The organism is Massilia glaciei (genome assembly GCF_003011895.2).
Taxonomy (GTDB): Bacteria; Pseudomonadota; Gammaproteobacteria; order Burkholderiales; family Burkholderiaceae_D; genus Telluria_A; species Telluria_A glaciei.
Map to the genome: position 1 here is coordinate 1 of NZ_PXWF02000256.1, position 13,705 is coordinate 13,705.

Genomic DNA, 13,705 nt, shown 5'->3' on the forward strand with positions numbered 1-13,705 from the left:
CAGCCGGGCGCCGGCACCACGAGCGCGCGCAGGGCCCGCCCCGGCCCCGGCGCGAACGCGGCGGCGCGTCCGACCCGGGCGTCGGCGAGCAGGCATTCCTCGAGCGCCTGCGGGCACAGCCAGCGCCCGGCCTCGGTCCACCCCTCGGCGGCGCGCGACAAAAAGCGCAGGCCGGCGCCGTCCGGCGCGAACACGTCGCCCGTCTCGAACGGCACGTCGGGGGCGTCCAGCCGTGCGCTGTCGCCGTCGAGCAGGTAGCCGAGCATCATGGTCCCGCGCGCCGGCCAGCCTGGTCTCCTCGTAGATGTAGCCCGCCACCCGCACCAGGCCCGGCCCGCCTTGCCGGCTCTCCGACAGGTAGGGCGCGAACATCTCGGCGCCGCCGACCGTGTCGAGCACGCGCGCGCCCGCGCCAGAGAGCTGCTGCCAGCGGTGGCGCGTGGGCGCGTGCAGGCGCTCGCCGCCGCACAGCGTCAGCGCCAGGCTCGACAGGTCGTGGCGCCGCGCGCCCGCCAGCATCAGGTGCAGCTGGGCCGGCGTGGCCAGCAGCACGCTGGCGGCCTCGCGTCCGATGGTCTCGAGCAGCTGGTCCGGCCCGCGCCAACCGGGCAGCAGGATCGCGGCCGCGCCGGCGGCCAGCGCCACATGCACCGCCCGCAGGCCCCCGGGCCGGCTCGGCGCGGCGGTGCCGAGCACGCGGTCGGCGCGCCGGACCTGCCACAGCGGGGCGCCCACGGTGCGTTCAAACTCCCAGAACGACCGGTGCGCATGCACGCACAGGCTGGGACGTTCGCCGCCGCCGCCCGCCTGCACCAGCGCCGGGCGCCAGTCGAAGGCGCCGGCGTAGGGGCCCGGCGGCGTCCGCTCCGGCCCCGGCGCCGGCGCCGTCACGGGCGGGGAGGCGAGCCACGCGGCGACCGGCCGGAACGGCGCGCCCGCCGGGCTGCCCGGGCGGGCGTCGTGCAGCACCAGTTCGGGGTCGAACGCCGCCCACAGGCGGCCCAGCTGGTCGGCCGGCAGCGCCGGATCGACCAGCAGCGGCAGGTGGCCGGCGCGCATCGCCGCCAGCCAGTGGCACACGGTCTCGAGCGTGGCGGCGCCGACCAGCGCGATGCGGCGCGGGGTGCGGCTGCCGGCCAGCGACAGCGCCAGGTCGTGCCCGATGGCCACGCTGAGCGCCTGCAGCTGGCGGTAGCTCAGGGTGCGCGGCGCGCCGGCGCCGTGTTCGACCAGCGCCGGCGCGCCGCCGTGGCCGGCGCGCACGTGGCGGTCGAGCAGCAGCTCGAGGCAGCCGGCCCAGGCCGGCGTCGGCGCCGGCCCCATCAGACCGTTTGGCGGCCGGCGTGGGGCGCCAGCCGGTGCTGGCGCGAGCCGATGCGGGCGATCTCGCTGTAGGTCTCGCGCAGGCAGCGCTTGAGCGTCTTGCCGGTGGCGCCGAGCGGGAAGTCGTCGAGCCCGATGACCCACAGGAACAGGAGCTGCTCGCGCGGCGCCAGCTGCGCGTTGAGGCCGGCCAGCAGGATCGACGGCGGCAACCGCGGCGCGTCCGGGCGCAGCGCCAGCACCGCGGCCGGCAGGTCGAAGCCCTGCTCGTCGCGCAGGCCGAACACGCTCACCTCGAGCACGCCCGGGGCGCACAGCACGGCTTCCTCGATCGGCAGGGTGTGGACGATGCCGAGGCGGGTGTGCATGGCGTCCTCCTCGCGGTCTAGGTGGCTCAGTTCGCCGTCGCGCTCGCGCCGCACCAGGTCGCCCGTGAACCACCAACCGTCGCGGCTGGCCCCGAACAGCGTCCCGTGCGCGTTCCAGTAGCCGGCGAACAGGCACGGGCCCTTGATCATGAGGCGCCCCGCGGTCCCGCGCGCGACCGGGGCGCCGGCGGCGTCGACGATCTTGAGGCGCGGCCCGAGCGGGGTGCCGCGCCCGACCCGGCGCCCGAAGCGCGCGGTCCACGGCGTGACGATGCGCAGCAGCGCGGCGATGCCCACTTCGCTCGAGCCGAGGCCGGCGATGAACAAGGCGCCCGGCAGCGGGATGCCGAGGTCGCGGAAGAAGCGGCCCTTGGCGCGGAACGCGCGCTGGTGCACCGCGTGGCTGGCGTCGCCGATGGTGGCCCAGATGCGCACGCTGTCGAAGCGGCACGCGTCCGAGCCGTGCGCGGTCAGCCGGGTGTAGGTCGAGGGGAAGGCGAAGAACAGGCTGGGGCGGCGCCGCGCCAGCGTGTCGAGGATGCTGCGCGGGTCGCCGTCGAGGTTGAGCACGCAGGGCAGCCCCATCATCAGCATGCCGTACAGGTACAGCTGCGCCACCTGGTGGCTCAGCGGCACCGCCAGCAGCGCCGTGTCGCGGCGCGACACGAAGTTGAGCAGCAGGGCCGAGCGCAGCGCCTCGACCAGCGCGCGCGAGTGCAGGATCACGCCCTTGGGCACGCCCGTTGTGCCGGAGGTGTGCACCAGGTAGACCGGGTCGTCGGCGCCGCGCGGCTGCGGCGCCACCGGCGGCAGTCCGAGCGCGAGCAGGGCGGGCAGGCTCAGGGTCTGGGCCGGGTTGGCGCGCCCGTGCGCGGCCGGGGCGTCGGTGATGACGACCTTGCCGACGCTGGCGGGCGGCTCGACCCCGGGGTTCTGGAACAGGCGCGTGTAGCCGGCCAGGTCGGTCACCAGCACGCGCGCGCCGATGCTCTCGAGGTAGCGCGCCGCGACCGCCGGCGCCAGATCGCCGTTGACGGGCGCGGCGATGGCGCCGGCGCGGATCGCCGAGGCCGAGAACAGGAACAGGTCGAACTGGTTGGCCTTGTACAGCGCCAGGCGCTCGTTGTGGCGCACCTCGAGCAGGCTCCACACCGCCGCCAGCCGCGCGCAGCTGTCCTCGACCTGGCGCGCCGACCATTGGTCCGAGCCGGGGCCGGCCCAGTCGAGCGGGTGTTGCAGGCTGATCAAGGGGCGCGCGCCGTAGCGCCGGCTCGCCTGTTGCAGCACCCCCGACAGGTCGGCCGGAATGCGCACCAGCAGCGCCAGGCGCTGGGCGAAGCCAAGGCGCGCCAGCGCGAAGGCGAGGTAGGCCAGCGCGGCGGCCGCGAGCGCGGCGGCGAGCAGGGCCGGCGTCACGGGGCCGCCTCGGCGTCCGGATTTCGGTCCGGATACTGTTCCGCGTGCTGGTGCAGGTAGGCCGCGACCAGGCGCCGCCACTGGACCAGCGTGAGCGGGTCCGGCGGCGCGCGCCCCAGCGCCCGGTCGAGCGCCCCGCGCGCGAAGCGCCACTGCGTGTTCGCGTACGGCGCGGCGGGCGCGGTGGCGCGCGCGAATTGCAGCTCGGCCGCGCCAAGCGGCGCGCCGTAGGCGAGCGTGACGCCGTAGGCGCGCGCCATGCAGCCGAGCAGTTCGGCCGTGGTCGGGCCCATCCCGCCGCTGCAGTGGAACACCTCGAACGGGGCGCGCGCGCCGGCCTCGCCGCCCAGCGTGAGGGCCAGCGCCTCGGCCGCCAGCTGGTCGATCGTGACCAGGTCGGGCCGCACCGCCGGGTCGAGCGCGACGTTCAGGCTGGCGTGGCCGCACGCGCGCAGGGCGCGCAGCGCGTCGGCGAACATGTACAGTCCGGCGCCGCCGCGCCCGGTCCAGCCGCTGTCGCGGTGGCCCACCACGAGCGTGGGCCGCACGATCGTCAGCGGCACCGCGCTGCCCAGGTGCTGCAGGTGGAGCGCGTGTTCGGCCGCCCATTTGGTGATCAGGTGCGGCTCGCCCAGCCTGCCCGCGCCCGGCAGCCGCTCGGCCACCGCGCCGCCGCGCGCGCATGCCACGTAGGCCGAGGACAGGTGGTAGAAGCGGCGCAGCGCGCCGCCGCGGCGCCCGAGCAGCGTGAACAGGCCGACGTTGGCGCCGACGTTGACGTCGAAGGCGGCGCCGAGCTTGCCCGGCGAGCTGCTCATTTCGGCGCAGCAGTGCCAGGCGTGGGTGACGCCGTCCAGCAGCGCGGCCGGCAGGCAGTGTTCGAGGTCGGAGAAGTCGACGTTGACGACCTCGGGCAGGGCGCCCTGCAGCGCCGCCGGCGCCAGCCCGAAGCCGTGGGCGGCGGCGCCGATCGCCGTTTCCGTGCGCTCGCCCGCGGGGTCGTCGCGCGACACGGCCACCACCGCCACATTGCGTGCCAGGAAACATGCCGCGAGCGCGCCGCCGATCTGGCCGGTGGCGCCGGTGATGAGTATTTTGTTCACGTTTTGCCTCCCGCCGCCGAAAAAATAACGAAAAAATAAGGCGTGCACCGCGCTGGTCCGTGCGCCGACATTAGGGCGAAACGGGGGGGAGGGTAAGCTCCCTGAATGTGGCATTGCGGAAACGCGAAAAAGCTGCTATTAAACAAGTATGGGCATCCCGTTCTGCGCCCCGCGCGTGTTGCAGATCGTGCCTACTTACGTTGGAGACAACAATTTTGTGCGCCACCTCAATAATCTGTTATCCTTTCGTGCAACACAGTTGATATTTTGTATAGATAAATCACCCAAGCACCAGGTGCGGCAGGTGTCCGGTCACCTTTTGTAGTCTTACTGTTGAGAATCGGCCATGTTTTCTCGCTTGCTTAAAAGAAATAACGAAGCCCCGGTCTACGAAAAGCGCTCGCTCTTGAAGAAGGACGAGATGGCGTTCTACGGCCGGCTGCGCCGCGTGCTGCCGAAGTGCTATATATTCCCCGACATCGAACTGGGGTCCCTGGTGCGCTCGGCCAGCACAGACCCGCGCAAGTACCGCCTCGAGTGCGACCATTTGCAAGGCCGCAAGGTCGACTTCGCCGTGTTCGATTCGGCGCTGCGGCTGCTGTGCGTGATCGAATTCCGCGTGCCGGCCGACCCGGCCGCCGAAACCACGCCCAACGAGGCGTTCTTCAAGAGCGCCGGGGTGCCGTATTTTTCCTGGAACCGGGAGACGCCGCCGACCTCCGACCAGCTGCTGCGCTCGCTTTCGTCGTTCACCAGGATGGAGGCGCCCAAGCTCGACACCGAGGCCAACCACACCATCCTGGGCGAGGCGCCGGACGCCGAGCCGCCGGCGGCCGAGGCGGCCCCGCGGGCGGGCGGCGCGCGCGCAGAGCCCGCGCGCGCCGCCGCGCCCGAGCCGGCGCCCAAGCGCACCAACCAGTTCGCCCTGACCGAGGACGTGCTGGTCGAGCTCACGCCGCACGGCCACATCCGCACCCGCTATCCGCACATCTGGCAGCGCATGGTGCGCGTGTTGCACGACCCCAAGCGGCTCGAGCAGTACCTGGCCTCGCTCTCGCTGCAGGACCGGGCCGGGGTGCGCGCCGGCTTCCCGCCCGATGTGCTCATCGAGATCGCCGACATCCTTGGCGCCAACGACGCCATGGTGCAGATCTCGCGCTCGCGCCCGACCAGCTGGAACGCCACCTTCGTGAACCGCTAGCGCGGCCGGCGCGCCGCCGTGCCGCCCTTGCGCCGTAACCCCTTGCGCCGTAACCCCCTGCGCCGTAACCCCTTGCGCCGTAACCCCCTTGCGCCGTACCCCCTGCGCCGTAACCCCCTTGCGCCGTGACCCCCGTCCGCCGCGCCGCGCGTCCGCCGCGCCGCGCGCGAATCGCGTTGCCGCGTCCGCTTTGACGCCTGTATCATGTACGGCGCACACGCGTTCCCGATCCCGCAAAGCGAGCCGCCCCCCGATGCGATGAAAATTAAAAAATACCTGTATGACCGCGGCGTCGGCGCCTCCCTCGCGCTCGCGTTCTCGCTGCTGTCGGTGTTGCTGACGGTGGTCTTCGGCGAACTGGTCGGGGTGGCCGCGACCGAGCAGGTCAAGGCGAGCATCGGCAACGGCCTGGCCGAGCTGGCGGTCCACACCGCCGACAAGCTCGACCGCGGCATGTTCGAGCGCCACCGCGAAATGCGGCTGATGTCCGAGCGCGAGGCGCTGGTCTCGCCCGCGCGCTCGCCGGCGTCGCGCCGGCGCGCGCTCGAGTCGCTCCAGCGCACCTATCCCTACTACGCCTGGATCGGCACCGCCGCCACCGACGGCACCGTGCAAACGGCCACCGGCGGCATGCTCGAGGGTGTCGACGTCAGCGCGCGCCCGTGGTTCGGCAACGCGCTGCGCGGCGTGCACCTGGGCGACGTGCGCGAGGCGTCGCTGCTGGCGCGCCTGCTGCCGGCCGACCGCGCCGAGCCGCGCCGGTTCGTCGACGTCGCCATCCCCTACGGCGGCAGCCCGGGCGCGCCGGCCGGCGTGCTCGGGGCCCAGCTGTCGTGGGACTGGGCGGCCGACATCGCGCGCTCGGTCAACCACGACGGCGCCGCGCGCAAGCGGGTCGAGGCGATCATCGTCAGCCGCGGCGGCGAGGTCCTGCTCGGGCCGCCCGAATGGCAGGGGCGCACGCTCGGGCTGGCCAGCCTCGCGGCGGCCCGCGCCGGCCCCGGCTTCCTGCTCGAGCGCTGGCCCGGCGATGGCAGCTACCTGGTCGGCTACGCCAGGGGCGCCGGCCACCAGTCGTTCGCGGGGCTGGGCTGGACCGTGCTGGTGCGCCAGAACGCCGAGGACGCCTACCGCCCGGTGCGGTTGATCAAGCGGCAGGTGCTGTGGGCGGGGATCGGGATGGCGCTGCTGTTCTCGCTGCTCGGGCTGCTCGCGGCGCGCCGCATCACCAGCCCTTTGAGCGCGCTCACGCGCGCGGCGCGCCGGATCCAGGACCAGGACGAGATCAGGCTGCTGCCCGAGAGGGCCGGCTACTACGAGGTCGACGTGCTCACCGACGCCTTCAACTCCCTGATCGTCGACCTGCGCCACAAGGGCGAGGCGCTCAACGAACTGAACCAGAGCCTGGAGCGGCGCGTGGCCGAGCGCACGGGCGAGCTCGAGCGCGCGGTGCAACTGATCCGCACCAACGAGAACCGGATCGAGACCATCATCCAGTCCGCGCCCGACGCCTACATCGCGGTCGACCTCGAGGGCAGGGTGCTCGAATGGAACCGGCTGGCCGAGCAGATGTTCGGCTGGCGCCGGCGCGACGCGCTCGCCTGCGCGCTCGACGAGCTGATCGTCCCCGAGCGCCACCGCGCCATTTTCCGCGACGGCATCGCCAATTTCGGCACCTTCGACGCCGCCGGGTTCCTGAACCGGCGCATGGAGTGCCAGGTGGTCAACCGGGCCGGCGACGAGTTCCCGATCGAGGTCACGATCGCGCTGGCGGTGACCGACGACAGCCATTTTTTCAGCGCCTTCCTGCACGACATCTCCGAGCGCAAGGAGATCGAGCGCATGAAGAGCGAGTTCGTCTCGACCGTCTCGCACGAGCTGCGCACGCCGCTGACCTCGATCTACGCCTCGCTGTCGATGCTCATCGACGGCATCGGCGGCGAGTTGAACAAGGACACGGCCACGCTGCTCGGGGTCGCGCACAGCAGTTGCGAGCGGCTCACCCGGCTCGTCAGCGACGTGCTCGACGTCGAGAAGATCAACAGCGGCCACATGGAGCTGCACCTGCTCGAGCAATCGGTGCCGACGCTGCTCGAGACGGCGGCCGAGGCGATGCAGGGGTTCGCCGGGCAGCGCGCGGTCAGGCTGGCCGTCACGTGCGAGCCGGGTCTGCGCGCCACGCTCGACCGCGACCGCATGATCCAGGTGATCACCAACCTGCTCTCGAACGCGGTCAAGTTCTCGCCGGCGGGCGCGACCGTGCGGCTCGACGCGCTCGCCACCGCCGACGGCGTGCGGGTGAGCGTGGGCGACGACGGCAGCGGCATCCCCGACAGCTTCCTCGACAGCGTGTTCGAGAAATTCGCGCAGGCCGACAGCAGCGATTCGCGCCGCCTCGGCGGCACCGGGCTGGGGCTGAGCATCTGCAAGAGCCTCGTCGAGCAGCACGGCGGCACGATCACTTTTGTGACCGCCGTGGGCGAGGGCACCACCTTCACGATCGACTTGCCGGCGCGCCCGCCGGCGGGCAACTGGCAGGTCTGACGGACTGTATACGCCGGGTTGGCTATCGAGCCGCCACCGAGATCGTGCCGCGGACAACCTGGTTATCGAAACCGACGCCATTGCCGCCCTTGGCAGGAATGGCTTCGCGCGATAGTGGCGCGCCGCTCACCCCTTGCTCTGCCAGGTGCCCTTGCGTTTCATGGCGCCCCAGCTCGACTCGTTCTGCATCGCCCAGCGCCACAGCCCGACCAGGCGCCAGTAGCTGTTGAGCTGGCGGTAGCCGAAATTCTCAACCACCACCACCAGCCCGAGCATGAACAGCTGGCTCGCCTTCGGGTAGATGTGGAACGACATCTCCTCGAGCAGCAGGCCCGAGGCCGAGAGCAGGATCCCGATCCCGATCGCGACGAACAGGAACGCGCCGAACGCGCTCCACGAGATCCAGTCCAACGCGAAGGCGAAGATCATGAAGAAGTAGCCGCCCAGTTCGACCACCGGCCCGAACCACTCGAACACCAGCATGAACGGGAACGCGACCCAGCCCGGCGGGCCGCCGTTGCGGTTGAACATCAGGCGCCAGTTCGCGTTTAGGCTCTCGGACAGGCCGCGCTGCCAGCGGATGCGCTGGTTGCGCAGCGTGCCGAGGTCCTCGGGCGCCTCGGTCCAGCAGATCGGGTCGGGCACGAACACCATCTTGTACTTGATGCGCGCCAGGCGCAGCATGCGGTGCATGCGCACCACCAGCTCCATGTCCTCGCCGATGGTGTCGGCGCGGTAGCCGCCGGCGGCGATCACGGTGTCCTTGCGGAACACGCCGAACGCGCCCGAGATGATCAGCATGGCGTTGATCACCGACCAGCCGGTGCGCCCGAACAGGAACGCGCGCAGGTATTCGACCACCTGGAACAGGGCCCAGATGTTGGTCGGCAGCCCGACCTTGGTGAGGAAGCCGCCGCTGACCTCGCAGCCGTTGGCGACCCGCACGGTGCCGCCGGCGGCCACCACGGTAGGGTCGTTGAGGAAGGGCTTGACCACCCGCTGCAGGCTGTCGCGCTGCAGGATCGAGTCGGCGTCGACCCCGCAGAACAGCGGGTAGCGCGAGGCGTTGATGCCGGCGTTGAGCGAGTCGGCCTTGCCGCCGTTGCACTTGTCGACCAGGCGCAGGTTGGGGAAGCGCGTCGAGCGGTAGATGCCGCGCACCTCCTTGGTCGGCAGCTGCACCCGGTAGGCCTCGGGGAACGGCAGCATCCCGAACTCCTGCTTGAGCACCTCGAGCGTGGCGTCCTTGGAGCCGTCGTTGATGACCACGATCTCGAACTGCGAATAGGTCAGCTGCAGCATCGAGTGCACCGAGGCGGCGATCGTGGCCTCCTCGTTGTAGGCCGGCACGAGCAGGCTGATGGGCGGCTCGAGCCCCGAATACACCTGCGGCAGCTCGTCGAGGATCTCCTCCTGGCCGCGGCGGCGCAGCGACACGATAGAGACCAGGTTCAGGGCCAGGTAGCCGCAGTTGAGGGCGATGAAATAGGCCAGGATGAACCAAGTCGTGAACTCGATGATGAACTGTCCAAAACTCATGCGACGCCCCGCTCGGCCAGCACCTGGCGCAGGATGTCGCCGACGAAGCGGTCGTCGGCGCCGGCGGCGAGCGCCTCGACCTCGTCGCGCCCGTAAAACGGCAGGCCCACCAGCGCCTGGGCGGCGCGGTAGCGCACCCACCACTGCTCGTCGGCCAGCAGGCGCGTGAGGATGGCGACGTCGGCGCGCTCGCCGATCTGGCCCAGCGTCTTGCCCGCCTGCACCCGCACCCGCCAGTCGGGATGGGCCGCGTAGGCGCGCACCCGGCGCAGCAGCGCCGGGTGCGACACCATGCGCAGCGCCACCACCAGCACCTCGACCGAGGGATGGGTCAGCAACTGCTTTTGCACCAGCGCCGGCAGCACCATGCGCAGGCCCTCGGCGATGCGCAGCGCGCGCGCGAGCTGGTCCTTGTCCATGGTCCCCGGGGCCCCGCGCGGCCCCATCCTCCTCACCAGCAGGGGCGCCAGCGCCACCCGCGCGTCCTGCATCACCGTCACCACCTGCGACAGCGACCAGTCGGCGCGGTCGATGACGGCGTCGGCCAGTTCGGCCGCGGCGGCCCCGACGTCGATCCCGACCAGCGCCCAGGCCGCGTACAGCGAGAGCATGGTGTCGGCCACCCCGGACTGCGCCAGCAGCGCCGGCCAGGCCTCGCGGTCGCGCATGTAGCCGAGCGCGAGGGTGGCGAGCAGGCGTTCGGCGCGGTTGCCCGAGCGCAGCAGGTCGCGCGCGACGGCGTCGGCGCCGATGCGGTAGCCGACCCCGTTGAGGGCCTCGGTGGCGCTGCCGCGCAGCGAGGCGTGCAGGTGCACCCACAGCTTGAAAAACACGATCCGGTCGCGCGCGGCCAGCCGCGGCAGCAGCGCCGGCGCGTCGTCCATGATGGCCGCGTTGAGCAGGGGGCGCCAGCGCTGCACGATTTTCTCCTCGCGCCGTTCGCGCCGCCGCAGCATGGTGCGCAGCGCGACGATCTGGACCCCCAGCAGCAGCGACAACGACAGGGCCACGGCCCCGCTCCAAAACGCGATCAGTACGTACGGGTCAGAAACGGTATTGGAGGCCAAGGTGAACGCCGTTCTTGTCGTAGAAATTGCCCTGGCGCGTGCGTCCGACGCTGTAGTTGACGCCCCAGTGCGGCGAGATCGCGTGGCGCCCGATCAGCGCCAGCGCGCGCACGCGCGAGAGCGTGACGGCGCTGCCGGCATACACCGCCTCCTCGCCGGCGGCGGCGAGCAGGCCGATCGCGTCGCGCTCGCCGTAGTAGTAATTGAAGCGCAGCTCGGCGCTGCCGACGGTGCGCCCGAACGCGCGCGTCGAATGGGCCAGCGCGATCGCGCTGAAATCGGAGAAGTAATGCTCGACGCCGGCGCTGGCCTGGTTGACCGTGGCGCCGTCGTAGGCGCTGTGGTGGAGCCGCCCGTGCAGCAGCCAGGCGCGCGCGAGCTCGAACTGCAGACCGGCGCCGAACGCGTGCCTGGGCAGGATCTGGTGCCCGGGGCTGGCGCTGGCGTCGGCCGAGAGCGTGACGCGTTCGCCGAGCGGCCTGTCGTAGCGCAGCGCCACGCGGGTGTCGCGCAGGCCGAAGCGCTCGGTGCGGCCGAGGTCGACGCCGACGCCGTGGCGGCGCGACCAGCGGTGCTCGAACTGCACGCTCTGTTCGCGGAAATCGGGCAGGGCGCCGCTGAGCCAATCGTGGCCGAGCGAGATCCCGACCCGGGTCTCGGGCTTGGCCTCGTCGGCCGCGCGGGCGGCGCAGGCCGCGGCGGCGCAGGCCGCGAGCAGCGCGCCGCGGGCGAGCGCGGCCCTCATGGCGCCGGACGCAGGTTGCGCCGCACGCGGGCCAGCAATTCGTTCGGCTGGAACGGCTTGACCACGTAATCGTTGGCGCCGGCGTCGAGCGCGCGCACCACGTCCTGCTCCATCGTCTTGGCGGTGAGCATGACGATCGGGGTCTTCTCCCAGCCGGCCTGCGCGCGGATGATGCGCACCAGTTCGAAGCCGTCGAGGTAGGGCAGCATGACGTCGAGCAAGACCAGGTCCGGCACCGCGCCGCCGGACTCGATCAGGGCGCGCGCGGCGCGCCCGTCGGTGGCCAGCGTGGCGCGGTAGCCCTGGCGCTCCAGCATGAACACGAGCACCTGCGCGATATGGTCGTCGTCCTCGACCAGCATGATCGAGACGGGGGCGGGCGTGGCGGTTGGTGCTTGCGTGTCTTGCATAGGTTGGCGTGGTCTTCTGGTGGCGGCGGTGGGAGGGCGGGCTTGGCGGCGTGCCCACCGGGCATCATACGCATTATTTGCAATTGTGCGCACACAACCTCCTCATTTGTATAACTAATTCTGTGCCCGATATACACACATTGGCGGAATGTAATCACCTGCCGGATCGGACGCCGGATCGACGCCGGCGCCGCCCCACGCTTAGCGGCAGCGGCCGATATGCTCCTGCGCGAGCTGCAGGTACTGGCGCGCGCGCCCGAGCCATTGGGGCGAACAACGGAACTGCGCCTCCCGCAGGTGGCGCAGCGCGAGCGTGGCGCGCAGGCTGGCGCGGTAGCTCTGGTAGAAGTGGACCAGGCGGGCGTCGGGGTGGTCGCCCGAATGGCTGCCGTAGGCGTGTTGCAAAACCGTTGCCGCCTGCGCCGCGCCGGCGCGTTCGCATTCGAGCGCGAGGTAGGCGAGCTCGTCGGCGGGGTCGAGCGCGCGCAGCTCGGGGGCGAACTCGAGGCAGTCGATCACGGCCAGGCGCGCGCCCAGGCAGATGTGTTCCGGACGCAGGTCGCCGTGGCCTTCGACGATCCGGCCGCCGCCCACGCGCGCCGCGAGCAGCGGTTCGAGCGCGCGCATGGCGCCGGCCTGGGCCAGGCACAGCGTGCCGACAATGCCGTGTGGCAATTCCGAGGCGCACGCGCCCTGTTCCGTCCGGTTGGCGTCGATCTGCGCCTCCATCCTGATGCAATACGATTGGGGGCTCGTGGCGACCTGGGCGCAGGCGGGGTAGAAGCGCGCCAGCATGGCCGCGATGCGCGCGAAGTCGGCGGTGCGCGCGCGCCGTTCGGCGATCAGGTGGTCGAGCATGCGGCACGCCGGAAGGCGCCGCATCTTGACCAGCCAGTCGACCGTCTCGGCGCCGCGGCCGATGCGCAGCCGGGCGTGCGCGTCGAGCGCGAGCGGCACCGCGCCGAGGTAGACATCCGGCGCGAGGCGGCGGTTCAGGCGCACCTCCTCGGCGCAGAAATGGCGGCGCGCGTCGAGCGTGCGGAAGTCCATCCGCTCGTGGCAGACCGGTTTCTTGAGCTTGTAGACGTAGTCGCCCGCGAGGAACACCCACGCCATGTGGGTCTCGACCGCCTCGACCAGGTGGGCGCGCTCGGGATAGCTGCTTGGCGCGCGCAGGAATGCCACCTTCGATTCGAGCGCGACGCGGGGCAGGCGTGGCATGGCTGGACTCGTGGCATCGCAAAACACAACTCTTTTAGAGCGGCGGTCCGGCCCGGAGTTCCGTGGTCCCGGCGGGCGTTTGCGTTCGCTCAAGCAGAGGTCGATTCGGCCCGCCGAGCGCACCGCTGTGTTGTCTGACCATGATCGCTTTCCCCCAACCAGAATGAGGTGAACAATGGCTAACATCAGGCGCTACGATCCGTTCAACGACATCGCCCGGCAAGACCCGTTTCGGGGCATGGACGAAATTTTCCGCGAAATGGCGGGCGTGCCCGCGTGGCGCGGCAGCGAGAGCGGGCCGCGGCTGCGCGTCGACGTGACCGAGTCCGATCAGAGCTACACGGTCATCGCCGACGTCCCGGGCGTCAACAAAGACGACATCAAGGTCGCCGTCGAGGGCAGCCAGGTGACGATCAGCGCGCAAGTGCTCGAAGATAACAACGTCAACAGCACCGGTGTGCTGCGCAACGAGCGTTTCTACGGCCAACTGTATCGCACCATCACGCTGCCGCAAGAGGTCGACGACGACGCCGCCGAGGCCAAGTACGAAAACGGCGTGCTGCGCCTGACCCTGCCCAAAAAGCAGGGCACGGGGGCCAAGCAGTTGACGGTTCAGTAGGGCTTGCAATAGCCGCTTGCAACGAGGCTTGCAATAGCCGCTTGCAACAATGGTTTTCCAATAAGGGCTTGCAAGAGGGGCGCGCAAGAATGGCTTGCAAGAGTGGCTTGCAAGAGTGGCTTGGCAATCCGGGAGGGGGACGGCGCCTG

At 71.1% G+C, this 13,705-nt stretch carries 11 protein-coding genes; 3 read left to right on the forward strand and 8 right to left on the reverse strand.

Annotation, left to right across the window (positions count from 1 at the left end):
* The 3 genes from C7C56_RS17925 to C7C56_RS17935 all read right to left on the reverse strand — a co-directional run.
* Positions 1-1,323, reverse strand: a 1,323-nt coding sequence (locus tag C7C56_RS17925; RefSeq protein WP_146204537.1) for an AMP-binding protein, incomplete at its 3' end; no start/stop codon positions are given.
* Entirely contained in the window at positions 1,323-3,107 is a 1,785-nt protein-coding gene (locus tag C7C56_RS17930) for a class I adenylate-forming enzyme family protein (RefSeq protein ID WP_181373233.1), read from the reverse strand. The genes C7C56_RS17925 and C7C56_RS17930, both read right to left, overlap by 1 nt.
* Positions 3,104-4,210 carry an NAD-dependent epimerase/dehydratase family protein gene (locus C7C56_RS17935; RefSeq protein WP_181373234.1) on the reverse strand — a complete coding sequence of 369 codons (1,107 nt, stop codon included), beginning with the start codon at positions 4,208-4,210 and terminating at the stop codon, positions 3,104-3,106. The genes C7C56_RS17930 and C7C56_RS17935 overlap by 4 nt, the downstream gene beginning before the upstream one ends.
* 346 nt (positions 4,211-4,556) lie before the next feature.
* On the opposite strand from C7C56_RS17935, the gene C7C56_RS17940 reads away from it, so the two are divergent.
* Together C7C56_RS17940 and C7C56_RS17945 are read left to right on the forward strand one after the other, a co-directional pair.
* Complete coding sequence (locus C7C56_RS17940) at positions 4,557-5,411, forward strand: DUF2726 domain-containing protein (protein WP_106758739.1); 855 nt, start codon at positions 4,557-4,559, stop codon at positions 5,409-5,411.
* 204 nt (positions 5,412-5,615) lie between these two features.
* Positions 5,616-7,955 (forward strand): ATP-binding protein, encoded by a 2,340-nt coding sequence (locus C7C56_RS17945; protein ID WP_229458843.1) that lies wholly within the window; start codon positions 5,616-5,618, stop codon positions 7,953-7,955.
* A 126-nt stretch (positions 7,956-8,081) separates the two neighbouring features.
* Here C7C56_RS17945 and C7C56_RS17950 read toward each other — a convergent pair whose 3' ends face one another.
* The 5 genes from C7C56_RS17950 to C7C56_RS17970 all read right to left on the reverse strand — a co-directional run bounded on the left by C7C56_RS17950 (position 8,082) and on the right by C7C56_RS17970 (position 12,937).
* Positions 8,082-9,494 carry a glycosyltransferase family 2 protein gene (locus tag C7C56_RS17950; RefSeq protein ID WP_106758740.1) on the reverse strand — a complete coding sequence of 471 codons (1,413 nt, stop codon included), beginning with the start codon at positions 9,492-9,494 and terminating at the stop codon, positions 8,082-8,084.
* Positions 9,491-10,504, reverse strand: coding sequence for a HEAT repeat domain-containing protein (locus C7C56_RS17955; RefSeq protein WP_106758741.1), 1,014 nt, complete (start codon positions 10,502-10,504; stop codon positions 9,491-9,493). The genes C7C56_RS17950 and C7C56_RS17955 overlap by 4 nt, the downstream gene beginning before the upstream one ends.
* Before the next feature lie 34 nt (positions 10,505-10,538).
* Positions 10,539-11,306 carry a YaiO family outer membrane beta-barrel protein gene (locus C7C56_RS17960; RefSeq protein ID WP_106758742.1) on the reverse strand — a complete coding sequence of 256 codons (768 nt, stop codon included), beginning with the start codon at positions 11,304-11,306 and terminating at the stop codon, positions 10,539-10,541.
* Positions 11,303-11,716, reverse strand: coding sequence for a response regulator transcription factor (locus C7C56_RS17965; RefSeq protein WP_106758743.1), 414 nt, complete (start codon positions 11,714-11,716; stop codon positions 11,303-11,305). The genes C7C56_RS17960 and C7C56_RS17965 overlap by 4 nt, the downstream gene beginning before the upstream one ends.
* Positions 11,717-11,917: 201 nt before the next feature.
* Entirely contained in the window at positions 11,918-12,937 is a 1,020-nt protein-coding gene (locus tag C7C56_RS17970) for a hypothetical protein (RefSeq protein WP_106758744.1), read from the reverse strand.
* Positions 12,938-13,112: 175 nt separating this feature from the next.
* Here C7C56_RS17970 and C7C56_RS17975 point away from each other — a divergent pair, with 175 nt between their 5' ends.
* Entirely contained in the window at positions 13,113-13,556 is a 444-nt protein-coding gene (locus C7C56_RS17975) for an Hsp20/alpha crystallin family protein (RefSeq protein ID WP_106758745.1), read from the forward strand.
* The last annotated feature ends 149 nt before the right edge of the window (positions 13,557-13,705 follow it).

Coding starts and splice junctions, on each gene's coding strand:
- C7C56_RS17940 (WP_106758739.1), top strand. CDS start 4,557: ATGTTTTCTCGCTTGCTTAAAAGAAATAACGAAGCCCCGGTCTACGAA.
- C7C56_RS17945 (WP_229458843.1), top strand. CDS start 5,616: ATGTACGGCGCACACGCGTTCCCGATCCCGCAAAGCGAGCCGCCCCCC.
- C7C56_RS17950 (WP_106758740.1), bottom strand. CDS start 9,494: ATGAGTTTTGGACAGTTCATCATCGAGTTCACGACTTGGTTCATCCTG.
- C7C56_RS17960 (WP_106758742.1), bottom strand. CDS start 11,306: ATGAGGGCCGCGCTCGCCCGCGGCGCGCTGCTCGCGGCCTGCGCCGCC.
- C7C56_RS17965 (WP_106758743.1), bottom strand. CDS start 11,716: ATGCAAGACACGCAAGCACCAACCGCCACGCCCGCCCCCGTCTCGATC.
- C7C56_RS17970 (WP_106758744.1), bottom strand. CDS start 12,937: ATGCCACGCCTGCCCCGCGTCGCGCTCGAATCGAAGGTGGCATTCCTG.
- C7C56_RS17975 (WP_106758745.1), top strand. CDS start 13,113: ATGGCTAACATCAGGCGCTACGATCCGTTCAACGACATCGCCCGGCAA.